The organism is Agrobacterium tumefaciens (assembly GCF_005221325.1).
In the GTDB taxonomy this organism is placed as follows: Bacteria; Pseudomonadota; Alphaproteobacteria; order Rhizobiales; family Rhizobiaceae; genus Agrobacterium.
Window position 1 is genome coordinate 1 of sequence record NZ_CP039891.1, and the last position, 18,219, is coordinate 18,219.

Below are 18,219 nucleotides of genomic sequence, written 5' to 3' on the forward strand. Positions count from 1 at the left end.
ATGAGCAATTCGCTGCCGAACAGATTTGATATCGAGATCGCCCAGCAGGGGTCGAAGATCTCAAGCGCGTTGCATATGTTGCGCAGCCAGCAGTACCCGCCTGATGCTCGCAAGGGCCTCCGCAAGTTTCAACTTGCGGAAGTTGCGGACCTTATCGGCGTGACCCAGACTCACCTCAGACAACTCCATTCCGACGGAAAAGGGCCAGAGATCGAGTCGGCCGGTGGACGCCGTTACTACACGGCGGACCAGATGCTTGAGCTTCGCGATTATTTAGAGGCGAACAAGAAGTCCGACAAGAGGTACTATGTCCCAAGGAGGCGCGAAGGCGAACCGATGCAAATAGTCTCGGTCGTAAACTTCAAGGGCGGAAGCGGGAAGACTACCACCGCCGCGCACCTTGCGCAGTATCTCGCTCTCACCGGCCATCGCGTTTTGGCGGTCGACCTTGACCCGCAGGCATCCCTGACGTCCCTTTTCGGGATCCAGCCGGAGCTTGATGAGACAGCCTCTCTCTATGAGGCTCTTCGATTTGACGACGAGCGCAAGCCGATCGCCGATGTCATCCAGGCGACTAACATTCCGGGACTCGACGTCGTGCCAGCGAACCTGGTTCTTCAGGAATACGAATACGATGTGCCGCTCGCAATCTCTTCCAAGAAGGGTGAGGACGGCCGACTGTTCTACATGCGGATCGCCAGTGCTTTGAAGCAGGTTGATGACAAATATGACGTGGTCGTCATCGATTGCCCTCCTCAGCTCGGTTACCTGACGATTACCGCACTCATGGCATCAACCGGGATCCTCATTACCATTCACCCTCAGATGCTGGACATCATGTCGATGAGCCAGTTTTTGATGATGCTCGGAGGGATTATGGGACCGGTCGCCGAGGCAGGCGCCGAAATGCGTGTTCAATGGTTCCGCTACCTCATCACACGATTTGAACCCACGGACATCCCGCAGGCTCAGATGGTCGGGTTCATGCAGTCAATGTTTGCACAGCAAATGCTGAGAAACCACGTGCTTAAGTCGACCGCGATTTCCGATGCGTCGATCAAGAAGCAGACTTTGTATGAAGTCGAGCGGGGAGAATTTGTCCGGGCGACCTACGACCGGGCCATGGAGAGCCTGAATTCGGCCAATGCGGAGATCGTTGAGCTCATCCACGGTGCCTGGGGGCGAAAATGAGACACTTGTCAGCCGTTTTTTTCGGTCTTTTACCACGTAAGTTCAACGGCTTATTGGCGTTGACACTAGATCCGGAGGGCATTCATGTCTCGTGAAAATCCTTTCGCCAAGCTGGATATGGCGTCGATCGCGGCAAACCAGACGCCGACCAAGCCCGGCTACGGCATGACGGGGGCCGCCAAGACGGTGGTCCGCTCCATCGAGGACATGGCCGAGAACACCAAGAAGCTTATGGAAGGCGAGGTTATCGTCGATCTTGATCCGCGACTGATCGATGTCTCCTTCGTGGCCGACCGCCTTTCGGACGACGGCCAGGAATTCCAGGAGTTGCTCCAGGCGATCAAGGAAGCAGGACAGACGACGCCTATCCTTGTTCGCCCGAGTTCGACAGACGCCAAGCGATACATGATCGTGTTCGGGCATCGTCGCCTCAGGGTAGCTCGTGAGCTTGGAGTTCCGGTCAAGGCAATCGTCAAGAATCTCGATGACGCGACTTCAGCGATTGTGCAGGGGCAGGAAAACGCGGCCCGTTCGAACCTGTCGTTCATAGAGCGTGCCTACTTCGCACAAAATTTGATTGCGTCCGGAATGACGAAGGACGTCGTCCGGTCGTCGCTTGCCATAGATGACGCGATGCTCTCCAAGATGCTGTCAGTTGTCGAGACAGTGCCGGCACCAGTTATCACGGCATTGGGCGCATCCAAGAAAATCGGGCGCGACCGGTGGCTCAGCCTTCGTCAGCTCGTCCTTGCCCCTGCCCTGTCAAAAGTGGGCGTGGAGTATTCGGAATCCGCCGAACTCCTGAGGCTTCCTGAAAACGAACGATTCGATGCGTTCCACGACTACCTGAAGCGATACAAGGCCAAATCAGCCGCGAAGAAGCCGAAGGCTGACGTCCCGGTCCGGGACTGGATCTCGACCGATCGCGCACTGAACGTGGTGATGAATTCGAAGGCAAAGAAGGTTGCCATCGAGCTTACGAATGTTGAAGCAAGACCTTTCAGCGAATGGCTGTCTTCACACTTGGGTCGTTTGTACGAGGAGTACAAAGGATCGAAAACTGAAACAAACGGAGACTGAACCGCAAAAGAAAAAGGCCCCCGAACGGCGAACCGTGGAAGCCTCTCTCGTCATCTCTAGCAGGATCGAGAATCGCATTTCCCGGAATCACAGTCAAGAGTCTTGGCGCCGATTTGGTGAGCGGATTTCTTTTGCCTGAAGAAAGGTGAGAGAAAAAGATGCAAACGGGACATGTGACGACGCCCTTCGGGCGGCGGCCGATGTCGCTTGCCCTGGTCAAAGGCCAGATGGCGATCGAGGATCCGCGGCCAGGCACGCAGATTGAAAAGTGGAGGGTGTTTCGCGACGTCTGCGAGACGCGCGAGCGCCTTGGGCTCCAGGATCGAGCGTTGGCCGTTCTCGACGCCCTCTTAACGTTCTACCCGCATGGAGAGCTCGACGCGAGCCGTGGGCTTGTCGTTTTCCCATCCAACGCGCAGCTATCCGTGCGCGCTCATGGGATCACGGAGAGCACACTCCGGCGCCAGCTTGCGGCGCTCGTCGAAGCAGGGCTGATCCTGCGCCGCGATAGCCCGAATGGAAAGCGATACGCGCATCGCAATCGCGACGGTGAGGTAGAGCAGGCATACGGCTTCGATCTGACACCTCTTTTGGCTCGCGCCAAGGAACTCGCGCAGATAGCGCAGGACGTGGCTGCGGAACGCCTGCGGTTCCGTCGGGCAAAGGAAGCCCTTACGATCTGCCGGCGCGACGTGCGCAAACTCATCTCGGCTGCAGTGGAGGAGGGTGCCTCTGGCAACTGGGTGCAGGTGGAAGCGGCTTATTTCAGTATCATCGGAACCCTTCCCCGCCACCCGGACAGGGTGCAGCTTGAACTGGCTCTCGACGAAATGCAGTTGTTGCGGGAAGAGGTCCTCAACATCCTGGAAGTACAGTTGAAATCAGAGAACATGCATGGCAATGCCGACCAGGATGACCGGCACATACAGAATTCAAATACCGAATCCATCAATGAACTTGAACCTCGCTCTGAAAGGGAGCAGGGCGAAAGCTTGGCGGATGAACCTCAACCCACGAGTAAGCCGGAAGGACCGAAGGCGGTTGCTGAGCTGAAGAAGGCCTTCCCGATCGGAATGGTTCGTCGTGCCTGCCCGCAGATTGACGACTATGGTCCAGGCGGGCGTATTGAGAATTGGCGGGAGCTGATGAAGGCGGCTGTTGTTGTGCGTTCCATGCTGGGTGTAAGTCCGTCAGCCTATGAAGAGGCCTGCAGCGCGATGGGTCCAGAAAATGCTGCAGTGGCGATGGCGTGTATTCTCGAACGGTCGAGCTTCATCACGTCTGCCGGCGGTTACCTGCGGAATCTGACCAGGCGGGCCGAGCGCGGCGAGTTTTCGCTCGGCCCGATGTTGATGGCTCTTATGAAAGCGAATGGTGGCGAACGAAGGATCGCTTGATGCACGAGTTCCCTTGTCAGCCGTTTTTTTTCGTGGTTTTCTCAAATGATACAGTGAGTTACCAGTTTTGAACGCAGGATTTCCGTGGGAATTATAATAATAAACGTGAAAGGCCTGTTACTTTGGAAAGGTTACCAGTGGAACGTTCTTCACCTGCTCCGGTGACAATGGAGGATGAGAAGTGGGCCCGAGCTGCGGGTGCGATTGAGGCCGCAATGGGTAAGGCCGTGGCGCAGGGCCGCCGCAGGCGCGCGAAGGTGGAGCGAGACAAGGCCAAAGCGCGCGCTGGTGCTGCCGATTATGAGCCTGGTATCGTGACCTTTATAGACGTTCTCGGCTTCCGTGCGATGCTGATCGATCGATCTGCCGGTGAAATTCACGATATCATCCTTTCGCTGCGAGAATTCACCACGCCCGACGTCAAGCAATTTCGTCGCATGAAGGAAGTGCGTCTCTCTAGTCGAGCATTCGCTGAGTCGGTTTCAGATGCTGTCGTGCGCGTTCGAGTATTCAACACGCAGTATTCTGACGGAGCGTTTTTTCAAGAACTGCTCGATCTGCTTCATATCCAGATCCAATGCATAAATCACGGAGTACTCGTCAGAGCTGGGCTGGCAATCGGGAGTGTTCATGTCGGCCTGAACGGTAGTGGCCCTGTTTTCGGCCCTGCAATGGTCCGCGCATTCGACATTGAGAGTGGAGAAGCGATCTATCCTCGCATCGTCGTAGACGAGGCGGCTTACGAACAATTTCTCTCCGACGCTCGTCTTCACAACGAGAACCACGATCTGGAGGAGGAAACCGAGTATGTGAACCGCCTTTTGCGTATAGGGGAGGACGGGACACGCTTTATCGATTATCTCGGTGCGAGCGAGGACGAGTATGATGCGTTTGAGGACTACATTGCGTTCTTGGACCGACATGCTGCGTTAATTCGGCTAAACCTTGCAGAGGTCCGCAAGCCTACGATCAGAAGGAAGTATCTCTGGCTCGCGAGCTACCACAACGATATCGTCTCACAAATCCGGTTGCGATTTGAAGCTGGCGAGCTGTCCGCAGTGAACTTCCTTGCTCTGGTAGGGAGAGAGGCGGCTGATGTCCTCGGCGAACTCATTGTGCATTTCTAGCGGGTCAATCGCAGGCACGTTGTTGAGCCGTGCCGCGTATCTGGCTGAGGTTGAAAGCTAGTCTAGCAGAGTGTCGCTCTGGGCAACGCTATCGGGTAAGCTAACGAAAACTGCGTTGAGTCCTGTGTCAATGCAGCGAATCTCAATCGCGATGTAATTTCAGAAAGTGTCAGAGGGTAATAGTGGCGTTTAACAGAATTATTAGGGGCCTCGGCTGGCCCGACGCGCCTCAAGGCGAAGTAGATTTCCCTGGTGATCGCGTGCCAGAAAACGTCTCTGACCCAGAGTTGGCTCTTTTGCCTACTCTGTTCATGGCTGAGGGCCGTGAGCATAGTGATCTTGCCCGAGTTGGTTCGGTGCAAGTGGTCGGACGCTCGAACAATGCCGTGCGGTTGCGGTATCAGTATGACACTTCGGTTCCCGTCATCACCCAAGATCGGCTCGAGCGGGTAGCGACGGAGATCGGTCTCTCAAGTCACGGCAGTGGCAGGAACCGCTTCGATTGGACGCACACCCGATGGAGCGTTCAGGAAGGCGACCTTTATCGTACGGTGCTTCGTCTATTGCTCGATAGACCTTCTTCTAGTGCGCCGACCGTCTTCAGCGTATCCACACCCCCTCAAATCGACCCGCTACAGGCTTCCGCGATGATGCCATTCAGCGGTGGGTTCGCCGCCGTTTACGAGGCGATTGTGCGGGCCGCCGAAGCCGTGGGAATGAGATGTAATCGTGCCGACAATATTTGGGAGCACCACACTATCATCCAGGACGTGGTCTCGCTGATCGATAGATCGAGGGTCGTGATCTGCGATCTGTCTGGCCGTAATCCTAACGTTTTCTATGAAGCCGGAATATCCCATACGTTGGGTCGCGAAGTCATTCTCATTGCTCAGCATGCAGATGACGTCCCGTTCGACTTGCGCCATATCCGGTACATCACATACCTCAACAACGCCGAGGGTTTAGAGCAACTCCAGCGTCAGTTGTCGGATCGGATGCGGACAATTCTTCGCGGTTAAAGCCGATCCGCGCTTCGAGGCGTGGCCAAAACGCTCGACAACCCAGCTGTCATGGAAATGGCTATGGGGCGAGTGAAGCAGACGGTAGCCTATATCATTCGACTGGCTCGCCCGCTCCGTCGGGTCGCATTGTTGTAGTAACTCGACGCCTGCTGCACCGATCGATGCCGAGATTGCTCCATCGCTTCGGGGAGCGGAATACCGCGGTTGGCGGCCTCTGTCAGATACCCCGACCGTAGTCCGTGCGCCGAAAACTCCCCACTGTCTAGCCCGGCCATCTGTGCCCGCTGCTTCAGGATCGCATTGACCGACTGCGGATCGAGCGCACGCCGCGAAACGGTGCCCCATCGCCCAATTCCCCGAAACACGCAGCCCTTTTCGATCTTTGCGGCCGCCAGCCAGGCGTTCAGCGCCTCGACAGGTCGGCCTGTGAGATAGACGACATCGTCCTGCTCGCCGGTCGTCGTTTTGGTTCGACCAAGATGGATGGCAAGTGAGGGGAGGGGAGGACCGTCGTTCACCTCGATCGGTGGCTCGACTGTCAGCTGCTCGACGCGTAGCCTGGCGATCTCGCTGCGTCGACGGCCGCCGGAAGCAAAGGCGACCATCAGGATTGCTTTGTCGCGTAGATCGCGCAGGCTGTCTGACTCGCACGTCGCCAGTAGCTTTGCCAGAACGTCGCCAGTGACGGCCTTTGCGCTCTTGCGCGCACGGGTTCGCGGAACTGCGCGCACGGCCAGACGAATGGCTGACTTAAGAGCAGGGGAGGCGAAGGCACCCGTAAGGCCGCGCCACTTATTCAATGTCGACCAGCTGGCCAGCCGGCGCCGTACCGTATCAGGCGCGTGCGGGCCAACGGATTTCAGGAAACCCTGACGCCTTAGATTTTTGTCGACATCATCGGGCATGCCGTGGTTGGGGTCACTTGCGCGCTTTTCCGGATCCCACAGATGATGGGCTACGAATTTGAGCAGCAACGCCTCGGGCGCCGGCCAGGGCAGGGACTGTCCGGTGGCAGCGAGACCCCAGGCCTCCAGGTAGGCAAGATCAGACGTCAGGGCCCTCAGCGTATTGTCGCCCATTCCCTGATTAACGAGATGCCGCAGCGTCTCGATGTCATCATCGGTCAACAGCTCGGCAAGCTCGTCGCGGCGTTCGAGCGGCAAAACGGACGCGATGGTATCGAGCTCCTCGGCGCGCCGCTCGACGGACGTGTGTGATGTCTTCGCTTTAGGCACGATAGGCTCCAGATTCGCGGGTTTCGGCGGCCGCTGGCACCGTGATTTGCCCCGATTTTCCTCGATTTGCGCCGCGAAATCAACAATCATCGATAAGAGGTACTTATCGATGGTTATGACCTCAACTAGAAATCATACCATGTAAGGAACAGTAATATTCATATAGAGTTCGTTTAGAAATTCGTTTACCATGATTTCAATGGCTTATGATCTCGCGAAAATCAGTGTGACAACCCTGATGAAGCCGGCTTTCGACGCCGGTTGTGGCTTTTAGCTTCCGATTTCAATTGAAGCGCTAAGCGCGAAATTCGGCATTGAAATCTCCTCTTGCGATTTCACTCTGGATTAGGGGAGGGGCCACCTAAAGCCCTGATGCCTTGGTCAGATTCACGCGGAAGCGATCCCGCCGGCGCTGATATCTGCGGGTCATTTCCGCGGAAGCATGGCCAAGCTGTTTTTGGACGTAGCGTTCGTCGACTTCGGCAGAGGAGGCGAGGCCAGCGCGAAGAGAATGACCAGAGAACTTGAAGGCGCGCTCGATCTCACTGAGATCGCCGCGAACGCCTGCGGCCATTGCGGCCCGCTTCACAAGCCGCGCCACCTCTTTGTCGTTCAGCCGCTCCGAGCCAACGGCCTTCCCTTGCCCCGCGACGCGGCGAAAGAGGGGGCCATGGGCCAGCTTGGCAAACTTGATCCAGGTCTCGATCGCGGCGACCGGACAAGTCGCATCAGACGAGCCGCGACCGACCTCGACCTCTCGCCATCCGGTTTTCCCGCGTAGGGTGATGAGCATCCCCTTGTCGAGGATCTCGATCCAACCGCGACCGTCCTCAGTTTGGTCGGCCTTCAGGTCGAGGCCGACGATCTCGGAGCGGCGAAGGCCGCCAGCAAAGCCGATGAGCAGCATGGCACGGTCGCGCAGGCCGCGCAGCGAACCGCGGTCGAGCGTTTCGACCATGGCGATGATATCCTCTGCCATGACCGCCTCCTTCTGCACCGGCGGCCTGGCATGGCTGTTGCGGATCCCCGCCATAACGGTTGCGATGTGCCGGTCCCTACGATCGAGGGCGAGCCCGCGCTGCGCATAATTCCACGATAGGGAGGAAAGGCGGCGCTCGATCGTCGAGACAGAGTTGGCCTTGATGCCCCGTTCAGCCGTGCCAGATGCGCAGGCCGTGATGTAGAGCCCAACGGTTTGCGGGTGCGGGGGGAGGGGAGCCAGATTGGACCGTCGGCACCAAGCGGCAAAATGCTTCCAGTCCGATGCATAAGCCTTGCGGGTATTGGCGGAACTGGCGGCTTCGACATAACCCCGGGCGCGATCGGCAAGGCTTGCTAGGTGGGCGGGCGTCTGGTCCTGAACGGCGGGAGAGGGGAGGGGGCTTTCGCCCGACACCTCCGGCGCGGAAACATCGCGCTCAGGCGCCGTGCTGAGAGACGGCACTGAGGTTTCCTCGACGTGAATTTCGGTGTTTTGGTCGATGATTTGGGCCATTCTCTATATAAAGAGTAAGACGTCCGATAATGCAAGATTATCGGACGTATTTTGATGACGACAGGCTGTGCGGTTAAAGCGGATATTTCTGGCTTAAACTGCGCGCCTGATTTATACTTCAGCGCATGGATTCGCTCGTGCCCTCCGCTCCAACAGCCCCCGCTTGGTCGCCCCGTATACCGACCTGGGCGCTGTCGCGTGGCAGTGACCTCACCGAATCCGACGCGGCCTTCTCCGGCGGTATCGCACTGAAATCGCTCGACGATTTGATGCGCACTAATCTTCCATGGATCGGTTGCTGGCGCGATCGCCTTGCCCTCAAATCGGCTGCCGTCGCAGCGAAAATGCTCGGCCGCAACGAAGAGGAAAACGCTCTCCGAGATGCCGTGTTGCTGACCTCGACGGGTGACAACCCAGGGCCGGCCGGAAAGCTGTTTTTGGCGACACGGATGCTGGCGCGCCGATCCGGCACGATCGGTTCTCCGTTCGTACAGGAGCTTGCCGAGATGTTGGGTCTTCGCTCGGATGAGGGGCTTGCCGCGATCCCGGACATGGTCGATTCTGCCATCCAGTCCGGGCGGGCGCCGCCCTTCGTCGCGGCGGACCTGATAGCAGAGATTTGCGCTATCCGCCCGGATGCAGAGGTGATGGCCCTCGGGCTGGCTGACGTCGTGCTGTCGCAGATGCTGAACTGGCCGGACCCCGTGCCTTTGCTGCTGCCCGAGCGGTACGGGCCCGCATTCCGGACGACCCGAGGAAGAGGGCGGGTGCGACCGGGCGAGCCGGCTTATCCAAAAGCGATCTGCCTGGCGCTTGTCGACGGCGTCGAGGCGGCGTTGCGATCCGCGGCCGAGATCGATCGTCGGGCCGCGCGGCTGCTCGCCGTGGCTCCGAAGCTGCGCACCAAGAGCGCAGATCCTGTCATCCGTAGATTACTGACCGAAGACGCTATACCGGCCTCGGCGCCGGGGAGCGATCTGTCGCGCTGGGCAGCAAACCGACTGTTCGAGCGCCTGGAAAATCTCGGGGCGGTGCGAGAACTTTCCGGCCGCTCCTCGTTTCGGATGTTCGGGTTATGACCATGGCCGGATCACCAGCAACCAGAACATCTCGCCGACAGGCGAACGCCGCACACGAACGTCTGTATGATCGCGAGCTAGAGGACCTGCCGGCGGAAATGCGTTGGCGGGAATGGATGCTGCGGGTCGAGGCGGTGATCTTTGCCTCGGCCGAGCCAGTCAGCCGCGAGACGCTGGCCCGGGTGGTTGGTAAGGACTGCAGCATCGATTTGCTGATTGATGATCTGCGCGAGGAACTCGGTTCCAGGCCTTACGAGCTGGTTTCGGTCGCCGGTGGCTGGCAGCATCGAACCCGGGTGCGGTTCGCCGAGACGATCCGGGCCTCGTCGGCGCCGACGCGAGGAGGGGCCGCGGCGCTATCGGACTTCGAGGTGATGGTGCTGATGGCAGTGGGATATTTCCAGCCGGTGACCCGCAGCGAGCTGTCAAAGATTTTTGGCAAAGAGGTCAGCCGGGACACGATCGGCAATCTACGTAGTGCCGGTTTCATCAGCTCGGGGCCACGCAGTCCGACGCCGGGCGCACCCTATACCTATGTGACGACGTCACACTTTCTCTCGGCCTTCGGCATGGAGACATTACGCGATCTGCCGAACATTGAAGCGCTTGAGGACGCCGGCCTGCTGAGCAGACAGGCCGTTCAGAACGAGATTGCTGACTCGGAGGGCCACGACAACGAGACTGACGAGGAAAATCTTCATATGGAATGAGGCCGATCGTTTCCAAGTCGCGAGTGCTGCCGTTGTCAACATACCTTAAAGATCACCCGGTATCGCGACGGTTGGCATCGTATCTGCCGTGTAGGGTACATTGATATAGGCGGTGCCATTCGGTTGTGAACTCGCATGCACGCCGCAAGCCCTGATCAGCTTAAAACCTGTCTGGCCGATCGCCATCAGCTCGTCATAGCTTTCCCATTCTGGGTCAGAGTAAGATTAGTGCGAAATCGTACGCTAGCCGAAATTGTGCATGTTTTCCGTAGTTTGCCGCCTGCTTCGAACGCGAGGTTTTAGGGAGAAATGCATCAGGGGCGCCCAGTTTTGGAAGGAATGTCGATCTCGATCATCGTTTTCTCATCTAAACGTACGATTCCGCACTAATCTTGTTCTGACCCCGACAAGACGTGCGATGCCTTGCGATATGGAGGATCTCATGCGGCTGCCGATAAGAAATTCGGACCTCACACATCCGTATAATCGGAACTTTGGTTCGCTGGTCGCTTTGCCCATTTATCGGAAAAGAATGCTGTTGAGCTTCAGTGGAAGTAAAACAGAAAAAATCAAGAGAAAACGTTTTCTCATATTGACATTAGCTGTGAGAAAAGGTTTTCTCATCGTGAATTGAAGGAGGCAAGCCTGAGCAATCCACGCAACAAAACTGCCCGGACGACGATCCATGACGTGGCGCGTGCCGCGGGCGTGAGTGTTTCCACCGTTTCCAAAGCCCTGAACGACAGCGGTCGGATGGCGACGGAAACACGCATCCGTGTCAAGCAGGTCGCCGAGAATATCGGCTTCCGCCCAAATGCTCTGGCGCGGGGCCTGCTATCCAATCGATCCCTCACGATTGGCCTCCTAACCAATGATACCTATGGTCGCTTTACGCTGCCCGTAATGGCCGGCGTGTCGGAGGCGCTGGTCGACAAAGGCGTTTCAGTGTTTCTTTGTGCGATTGAGGATGATCCGGCGTTGGGAAAGATCCATGTCGATGCGATGCTCGACAAGCAAGTGGACGGCATCATCGCGACTGGCAAGCGCATCGATCGTTCGCTTCCGCTGGATCTCTCAGGACTTCCGGTTCCCGTCGTCTATGCGTTTACGCAAGGCACGCCCGACAGCGTCACCTTGACATCCGACGATGCGCAGGGCGCTGGAATTGCTACAGATTGGCTGCTTGGCCTTGGCCGGCGGTGCTTGGTCCACGTCACGGGTCCCAAGGATTTCGCTTCAGTGCGCCAGCGTTCACAGGCCTTCCACACTCATGCCGGTGCCGATGCCCGGGTGCTTTATGGCATGTGGGCTGAACAATGGGGCCATGAGGCCATCGCCCGCCTCTGGGCCGATGGCGCCGCAAAGCCGGACGGCATTTTCTGTGGCAACGACCAGATTGCCCGCGGTGTCATCGACGCCCTGCGGGAGCGCGGCGTGCGTGTGCCGGAAGACGTCTCGGTGGTCGGCTTCGACAACTGGGAAATCATGGCAGATCAGGCCCGCCCGCCGCTGACCTCGATCGATATGAATCTGAAGGAGCTCGGCAAGGAGGCTGGGCGCACCGTCCTGGCGCTGGCCGAGGGCAAGTTCATCGAGCCCGGGCTGCGAAAGCTGCCGTGCCGGCTCGTCGTACGGCAATCCTGTGGAGGCGGGAAGGCCTGAATATCGAGGGAGGAGTGGTGCGTCGCAGACGCGCCTAAATGAGGAGGAAAGTCATGCTCAAGAAACTGTTGTCCGCGACCTGCCTGTTTTCGGCCGCGATGTTGTCGACTGCGTCGGCGGAAACCATTTCCATGTGGGTTCGCTCCGGTATCGGAGATTCCTTCAAGGAGGTGGTCAAGGCCTATAATGCGAAGGGCGGCGATACGGTCGAGTTGACCGAGGTGCCTTTTGCAGAACTGGTTCAGAAATATGCAACGGCTATTGCCGGCGGACAGGCGCCTGATGCGCTTTCCCTCGACTTGATATACACGCCGGCCTTTGCCGCAGCCGGCCAGTTGGAGGACATGACCGATTGGGCAAAGTCGCTCCCCTATTTCAACGCGCTTGCGCCGGCTCACGTGAAGCTCGGCACCTATGAAGACAAGATTTTCGGCTTACCGCTGTCCGTCGAGACCTCGATATTTGCCTGGAACAAGGACCTTTACAAAAAAGCCGGACTTGATCCCGAGAAGGCGCCGACGACCTGGGATGAAATCACCGCCAATGCGGAAAAGATTCGCGCGCTTGGCGGCGACACCTACGGCTTCTATTTTTCGGGCGGCGGCTGCGGCGGTTGCATGATCTTCACTTTCACACCGCTCGTCTGGGGCGCCGGCGCGGACATTCTGTCGCAGGACGGCAAGACGGCGACGCTCGACACACCGCAGATGCACAAGGCGATCGACATATACCGAAATCTTGTCGCCAAGGACACGGTTCCGGCGGGCTCTGCCAGCGACAACGGCGTCAACTTCCTGTCGATTACCAACGGAAAGATCGGTCAGCAAAGTCTCGGCGCCTTTGCCATCGGGACGCTTGTCACTCAGCATCCCGAGATCGATTTCGGCGTGACGCTGATCCCAGGCGTTGACGGCAATCCGTCTTCCTTCGCCGGCGGCGACAATTTCGCCGTCACCAAGGGCACGCCACGATTGGACAAGATCAAAACCTTTCTGGAATACACGTATTCCCTCGAGGGCCAGACGATCATGGCCAAGTATGGCAGCCTGCCGACGCGATCGGATATCGCCGATGAAGTGCTCGCCGGCCTTGATCCGCGTCTCGGTGTCGCCATGAAGGCGGTCGCCATTGCAAAAACGCCCTATACGCTGCAGTTCAACGAGATCATCAATTCGTCGAACGGCCCCTGGGCGACATTTATCAACGCCGCGATCTACGGTGGCGACGTCGACGGCGCCTTCGCTGATGCACAGGCGGAAATACAATCCATCATCGACGCGGCGCAGTAAAGGCGCCGAGCGGGACGGGGCGTCCTCCCGCCCGAACCACGGGAGGAGCCGTAAGGCTCCTCCTCGGCCCCCTGCAAAAGAGAGCAAACGTAACATGACGATGCCCAGCGAAGCATCAAGGCCGCCCTGTGCGCGGCACCGGAAGCGAAACAGATCCGGCCTTTCAGGCCTGCTCTACATTGCGCCTGCCATGGTGCTTGTCACAGTCTTCTTTGTCATTCCGGTACTTTTCACACTCTGGATGAGCTTTCACCGTTGGCCACTGCTTGGCCAGCCGAGCTGGATCGGGCTGCGCAACTACACGCGCATGTTCAGCGACATGCGATTCCTCACGGCTCTTCAGTTTACAGCATTCTACACGCTGATCGTCACAGTTGCTATTTTTGCCATAGCCTTTCCTCTCGCCTTCTTCGTGGAGAAGCAGAGACCGTTTGTCTCGGCTTACAGAACCATCATCTTCCTGCCCGTGGTTGTCGGCCTTGCCTCGGCTTCCCTCTTGTGGGTCTGGCTTGCGAATGTCGACAGCGGACTGTTTGCGCCGCTTTTTCAGGCGCTCGGTTCGACTTCCAGCCGAGTGAATCTGCTTGCAAGCTTTGATCTGGCTTTCCTTACCGTCATCGTGATGGTCGTCTGGAAGGTGGCAGGCTTCACGATGATCATCCTTCTGACAGGCCTGCAGGCGATCCCGGTCGAGTTGACGGAAGCAGCGCGCATCGACGGAGCGAGTCGCTGGCAGCGCTTCCGCTATCTGACGCTGCCGCTGATGCGCCGAACATTGGCACTTGCGCTGATCCTGTCGATCACCGGCTCGATCCTAGCCTTCGACCAGTTCTACATCATGACCTCCGGCGGGCCGCAGAACCGGATGATCTCCGTCGTCTATTACATCTTCAACCAGTCATTTGTGTCCTTCAATCTCGGCTATGGAGCGGCGCTTTCCATTGCGCTTCTCGCCATCCTTGTCGCCATTAGCATCGTGCAGCTCTGGCTGCTCAAGGTGGGAGACGATCGGCCATGACAACACGTTTGCAACTGCGCGCCAGAAAAGCGCTCTGGAATCGTATCGCCTATCACGGTGTTGGTATCGGAACGGCCTTCTTCTTCCTCGCGCCGTTTTTCGTCAGCTTTCTGGCTTCTTTCCGTTCAAACAAGGAAAACGGTCAGCCACCGCTGCCACCTTGGCCGACCTCCGGTTTCAGCATCGACGCTTACCGGGCGCTGGACGGATTCGGCTCCGGCATATGGCAGCACACGGTCAATTCGCTCATCGTGTCGCTGGGCACAGTCGTCCTGACCGTAGCGGTCAGCGTGCTCGCCGGCTACGGCTTTTCGCGCTATCGCTTCCCGCTGAAGAATACGCTCTTTGTGCTTATCATTGCCACGCTGATGATTCCGTTTCAGTCGATCCTGACGCCGCTCTTCATCATTCTGGCGAAGCTCGGCCTGAACAATTCGCTGTTTGGGCTGGTGCTGATTTATGTGACGCTGCAGCTACCGTTTTCGGTCTTCATGATGCGCAACGCCTTTGACGCTGTGCCGAAGGAAATCGAGGAGGCGGCCCGCATCGACGGCGCTCGCGACATGAAACTGCTCGTCCGTGTCCTGATGCCGCTTGTCATGCCAGGTGTGGCGACAGTGTCGATCTTTGCATTCCTCAATGCCTGGAACGAGTTCCTCGCAGCGCTGGTGCTGCTTTCCAGCAATGAAAACTACACGCTCCCGGTCCTCATGACGGCGGTGCGGGCCGGGCGGCTCGGTGCCATCAATTGGGGCGCGGTTCAGGCCGGCGTGACCGTCATGGTCGTGCCCTGCCTCTTCGTCTTCCTTCTTCTTCAACGCTACTACATGCGCGGTCTCATGGCCGGCGCGGTGAAATAAAAGAAAGTGAGCCACTGAACATGACCCGTAAAGACCGTCAGTTTCGCCCCGTCGCCGTTCCGGATGTCGAAGTCTCGGGATTCTGGGGCAAATGGCAGGATGCCGTCTGTGATTCTACTGCCGAGACGCTGCTCGACCGCTGCGTGGCAGCCGGCATGATCCAGGCCATAGACGTCGACCAGCCAAGCCCCGGCATCGTCATCCCCATCCTCGATTGGGGCGGCACGACGCAGATGTTCTGGGATTCCGATCTCGGCAAGTCGATTGAAACAATCGCCTATTCGCTTTACCGCAAGCCGAACGCACGTCTGGAAGCGAGAGCGGATGCGATTATCGATCTCTATGAGAAGCTACAGGACAAGGACGGTTATCTGAACGCCTGGTTCCAGCGTGTTCAGCCCGAACGGCGCTGGAAGAACCTGCGCGATCATCACGAACTTTACTGTGCCGGCCATTTGATCGAGGCGGCAGTCGCGTATTTTCAGGCCACGGGCAAGCCCAAGCTGCTCGATATCATGTGTCGCTATGCCGATTACATGATCCAGGTCTTCGGCCATGAGCCGGGACAAATTCCGGGCTATGACGGCCATCAGGAAATCGAGTTGGCGCTGGTCAAACTTGCCCGCGTGACCGGAGAGAAAAAATACCTTGATCTGTCGAAGTTCTTTATCGACGAGCGCGGAACCGAGCCGCACTTCTTCACGGCAGAGGCTGAACGCGACGGACGTGATCTCAAGGACTATATCCAGAAGAGTTACGAATACGGCCAGGCCCATCTGCCCGTTCGCGATCAGAAGAAGGTGGTGGGCCACGCGGTGCGTGCCATGTACATGTATTCCGCCATGGCCGATCTTGCGACCGAGTACAGGGACGACAGCCTGACGGACGCGCTGGAAGGGCTCTGGGACGATGTCGTCTGCAAGCAGATGTACATCACAGGCGGCATCGGCCCGGCCGCCTCCAATGAGGGCTTTACGGACTATTACGACCTGCCGAACGATACGGCCTATGCCGAAACCTGTGCGTCGGTCGGGCTGGTCTTCTGGGCGAACCGCATGCTGGGCCGCGGGCCGGATCGCCGCTATGCCGACATCATGGAGCAGGCGCTCTACAATGGTGCCTTGCCCGGTCTGTCTATCGACGGCAAGACGTTCTTCTACGACAACCCGCTGGAATCGACCGGCCGGCATCATCGCTGGAAGTGGCACCATTGCCCCTGCTGCCCGCCGAATATCGCACGGCTTGTCACCTCTATCGGTTCCTACATGTATGCCGTGGCCGATGACGAGGTAGCGGTGCATCTTTACGGCGAGAGCACCCTTCGCTGCACGCTCGTCAATGGCGCCGATGTGTCGCTGCAGCAGACCACCAATTACCCGTGGGATGGTAGTATCGCATTCAACGCCGCACTCGCGGTGCCCGCGCACTTCGTCCTGTCGTTACGCATTCCGCATTGGGCTGAAGGCGCCACGCTCAGCGTCAATGGCGAGAGGCTGGATCTGTCTGAGATCACGGTCGACGGTTATGCCCGTATTGCGCGGGACTGGGCCGACGGGGACCAGGTGTCCCTGCTCCTGCCGCTGGCGTTGCGACCACAATATGCCAATCCCAAGGTGCGGCAAGATGTCGGCCGGGTGGCGCTGATGCGCGGGCCATTGGTCTATTGTGCGGAGGAAGTCGACAATGGTGGCGATCTTAACGCAATCGTCGTTCCGAAGGACCTGCCAGAGGCAAGAACCGAGATATTGGCGGACCTGAACGGTGCGGTCGCCGTCAACCTCGCCGTGGAGCGGGAGGGCACAACCTCCTGGGGTAGCTCGCTCTATCGCTCCGCGCCGGCGCAGCGCAGCTCAGCCGACTTACGTCTCGTGCCCTATCATCTGTGGGACAATCGTGCGCCCGGAAGCATGCTCGTCTGGCTTCAGGCAGAAAAATAGGCGGATGGATCACATGATGAACGGAACGTGGCCCACCAGCCTGACCCTGACGGATGTGCGCAAGAGCTATGGCAGCCTTGCGGTCATCCACGGCATCGACCTGACAATTGGCGAAGGCGAATTCGTCGTCTTTGTCGGCCCTTCCGGATGCGGGAAATCGACGCTCCTGCGCATGATCGCAGGTCTGGAGGAAGTGACAGATGGCGAGGTTGCGATCAAGGGGCGCGATGTCACCGACCTCGACCCATCGGAGCGTGGCATCGCCATGGTCTTCCAGTCCTATGCCCTATACCCACACATGACGGTTAGGGACAATCTGGCCTTTGGATTGAAAATGTCGCGAACCGACGCTGCGGAAATTGTCCGCCGCGTGGAACACGCCGCCGCTATTCTCAAGATCGAGCCCCTGCTGGACCGGCGGCCAGGCCAGCTGTCCGGAGGTCAACGCCAGCGTGTCGCGATCGGTCGGGCGATCGTGCGCAAGCCCGACGTCTTCCTGTTCGACGAGCCTTTGTCCAATCTCGATGCGGAGCTGAGGGTCTCGATGCGCATCGAAATTGCCCGTCTTCACCGCGAACTCGGCAATACGATGATCTATGTAACCCACGATCAGACCGAGGCCATGACGCTTGCCGATCGTATTGTCATCCTGCGTGATGGTCGGATCGAACAAGTGGGTTCGCCCCGGCAGGTCTATCAGGATCCTGAAAATACGTTTGTCGCCGGCTTCATAGGTTCGCCACGCATGAACCTCATCGAAGGGACATGGTCGCAAGGTGCCGTCTGGGTCGGCGAGACGCCGGTGCCCGCGCCAGATTTAATAAGATCTCCCGGCGAGAATGCGCCTGTGACCTTCGGCATTCGTCCCGAGCACATTCTCATCGCGTCGGACGACCCCGCCGGCCTGCCCGCCGTTGTGGAATTCACTGAATATCTTGGCGGTACCTGCTACGTTTATTGTCGGCTGTCTGGAGGGCAGGCTGTCACAATCGAAAGCAAGAACGACGTGCAGCCTGCAAACGGCGACCGTTTGAGGCTCAATTTTCCGGCCGCGCGCAGTTTCCTTTTTGACAACGACGGGAGGCGTCTCCGTTGATTTTTGAATCGTCGACTGTCT

The 18,219-nt window shown here is 58.3% G+C and carries 15 protein-coding genes; 13 read left to right on the forward strand and 2 right to left on the reverse strand.

The genetic code is table 11. The features are described 5' to 3' along the window. The 5 genes from repA (at position 1) to CFBP5499_RS27675 (ending at position 5,814) form a co-directional block, all read left to right on the forward strand. Positions 1 to 1,191: a plasmid partitioning protein RepA gene (gene repA / locus CFBP5499_RS27655; protein WP_080831033.1), complete on the forward strand. Its 1,191-nt coding sequence runs from the start codon at positions 1 to 3 to the stop codon at positions 1,189 to 1,191. Positions 1,192 to 1,275: 84 nt separating this feature from the next. Continuing rightward, entirely contained in the window at positions 1,276 to 2,271 is a 996-nt protein-coding gene (gene repB / locus CFBP5499_RS27660) for a plasmid partitioning protein RepB (protein ID WP_080831031.1), read from the forward strand. 158 nt (positions 2,272 to 2,429) lie between these two features. Next, entirely contained in the window at positions 2,430 to 3,668 is a 1,239-nt protein-coding gene (repC, locus tag CFBP5499_RS27665; RefSeq protein WP_080831030.1) for a plasmid replication protein RepC, read from the forward strand. A gap of 137 nt (positions 3,669 to 3,805) precedes the next feature. Further along, positions 3,806 to 4,795 (forward strand): hypothetical protein, encoded by a 990-nt coding sequence (locus tag CFBP5499_RS27670; RefSeq protein ID WP_233284286.1) that lies wholly within the window; start codon positions 3,806 to 3,808, stop codon positions 4,793 to 4,795. A gap of 260 nt (positions 4,796 to 5,055) precedes the next feature. Beyond that, positions 5,056 to 5,814, forward strand: coding sequence for a hypothetical protein (locus CFBP5499_RS27675; RefSeq protein ID WP_173991200.1), 759 nt, complete (start codon positions 5,056 to 5,058; stop codon positions 5,812 to 5,814). An 89-nt stretch (positions 5,815 to 5,903) separates the two neighbouring features. On the opposite strand, the gene CFBP5499_RS27680 is transcribed toward CFBP5499_RS27675, so the two are convergent. Both CFBP5499_RS27680 and CFBP5499_RS27685 read right to left on the reverse strand, forming a co-directional pair. Then, complete coding sequence (locus CFBP5499_RS27680) at positions 5,904 to 7,052, reverse strand: site-specific integrase (protein WP_175416941.1); 1,149 nt, start codon at positions 7,050 to 7,052, stop codon at positions 5,904 to 5,906. Between the two features lie 361 nt (positions 7,053 to 7,413). Further along, positions 7,414 to 8,547: a site-specific integrase gene (locus CFBP5499_RS27685; protein WP_080831023.1), complete on the reverse strand. Its 1,134-nt coding sequence runs from the start codon at positions 8,545 to 8,547 to the stop codon at positions 7,414 to 7,416. Positions 8,548 to 8,672: 125 nt separating this feature from the next. On the opposite strand from CFBP5499_RS27685, the gene CFBP5499_RS27690 reads away from it, so the two are divergent. The 8 genes from CFBP5499_RS27690 to CFBP5499_RS27725 all read left to right on the forward strand — a co-directional run bounded on the left by CFBP5499_RS27690 (position 8,673) and on the right by CFBP5499_RS27725 (position 18,198). Further along, positions 8,673 to 9,626, forward strand: coding sequence for a DUF1403 family protein (locus tag CFBP5499_RS27690; protein WP_080831021.1), 954 nt, complete (start codon positions 8,673 to 8,675; stop codon positions 9,624 to 9,626). Positions 9,627 to 9,628: 2 nt separating this feature from the next. After that, positions 9,629 to 10,336, forward strand: a complete 708-nt coding sequence (scpB, locus tag CFBP5499_RS27695; protein WP_080831081.1) for an SMC-Scp complex subunit ScpB — start codon at positions 9,629 to 9,631, stop codon at positions 10,334 to 10,336. A gap of 630 nt (positions 10,337 to 10,966) precedes the next feature. After that, a complete protein-coding gene (locus CFBP5499_RS27700) occupies positions 10,967 to 11,998 on the forward strand; it encodes a LacI family DNA-binding transcriptional regulator (protein ID WP_233284287.1) in 1,032 nt (343 codons plus the stop codon). Positions 11,999 to 12,051: 53 nt separating this feature from the next. Then, entirely contained in the window at positions 12,052 to 13,287 is a 1,236-nt protein-coding gene (locus tag CFBP5499_RS27705; RefSeq protein WP_080831019.1) for an ABC transporter substrate-binding protein, read from the forward strand. Positions 13,288 to 13,387: 100 nt separating this feature from the next. Continuing rightward, positions 13,388 to 14,305, forward strand: a complete 918-nt coding sequence (locus CFBP5499_RS27710) for a carbohydrate ABC transporter permease (protein WP_080831079.1) — start codon at positions 13,388 to 13,390, stop codon at positions 14,303 to 14,305. Beyond that, on the forward strand, positions 14,302 to 15,165 hold the full coding sequence (locus CFBP5499_RS27715; RefSeq protein ID WP_080831017.1) for a carbohydrate ABC transporter permease: 864 nt from the start codon (positions 14,302 to 14,304) through the stop codon (positions 15,163 to 15,165). Before CFBP5499_RS27710 ends, CFBP5499_RS27715 begins: the two co-directional genes overlap by 4 nt. Positions 15,166 to 15,185: 20 nt before the next feature. After that, the gene (locus CFBP5499_RS27720; protein ID WP_080831015.1) at positions 15,186 to 17,102 is read left to right on the forward strand and encodes a glycoside hydrolase family 127 protein; all 1,917 of its coding nucleotides are present in this window, start codon (positions 15,186 to 15,188) and stop codon (positions 17,100 to 17,102) included. Between the two features lie 13 nt (positions 17,103 to 17,115). Continuing rightward, positions 17,116 to 18,198 carry an ABC transporter ATP-binding protein gene (locus CFBP5499_RS27725; protein WP_080831078.1) on the forward strand — a complete coding sequence of 361 codons (1,083 nt, stop codon included), beginning with the start codon at positions 17,116 to 17,118 and terminating at the stop codon, positions 18,196 to 18,198. Positions 18,199 to 18,219: the final 21 nt, after the last annotated feature.

What these genes read in the sequence shown, in the direction of transcription:
- CFBP5499_RS27720 (WP_080831015.1), top strand. Translation starts at nt 15,186, where the DNA reads ATGACCCGTAAAGACCGTCAGTTTCGCCCCGTCGCCGTTCCGGATGTC.
- CFBP5499_RS27725 (WP_080831078.1), top strand. Translation starts at nt 17,116, where the DNA reads ATGATGAACGGAACGTGGCCCACCAGCCTGACCCTGACGGATGTGCGC.
- CFBP5499_RS27685 (WP_080831023.1), bottom strand. Translation starts at nt 8,547, where the DNA reads ATGGCCCAAATCATCGACCAAAACACCGAAATTCACGTCGAGGAAACC.
- repB (WP_080831031.1), top strand. Translation starts at nt 1,276, where the DNA reads ATGTCTCGTGAAAATCCTTTCGCCAAGCTGGATATGGCGTCGATCGCG.
- repC (WP_080831030.1), top strand. Translation starts at nt 2,430, where the DNA reads ATGCAAACGGGACATGTGACGACGCCCTTCGGGCGGCGGCCGATGTCG.
- repA (WP_080831033.1), top strand. Translation starts at nt 1, where the DNA reads ATGAGCAATTCGCTGCCGAACAGATTTGATATCGAGATCGCCCAGCAG.
- CFBP5499_RS27690 (WP_080831021.1), top strand. Translation starts at nt 8,673, where the DNA reads ATGGATTCGCTCGTGCCCTCCGCTCCAACAGCCCCCGCTTGGTCGCCC.
- CFBP5499_RS27710 (WP_080831079.1), top strand. Translation starts at nt 13,388, where the DNA reads ATGCCCAGCGAAGCATCAAGGCCGCCCTGTGCGCGGCACCGGAAGCGA.
- CFBP5499_RS27715 (WP_080831017.1), top strand. Translation starts at nt 14,302, where the DNA reads ATGACAACACGTTTGCAACTGCGCGCCAGAAAAGCGCTCTGGAATCGT.
- CFBP5499_RS27705 (WP_080831019.1), top strand. Translation starts at nt 12,052, where the DNA reads ATGCTCAAGAAACTGTTGTCCGCGACCTGCCTGTTTTCGGCCGCGATG.
- scpB (WP_080831081.1), top strand. Translation starts at nt 9,629, where the DNA reads ATGGCCGGATCACCAGCAACCAGAACATCTCGCCGACAGGCGAACGCC.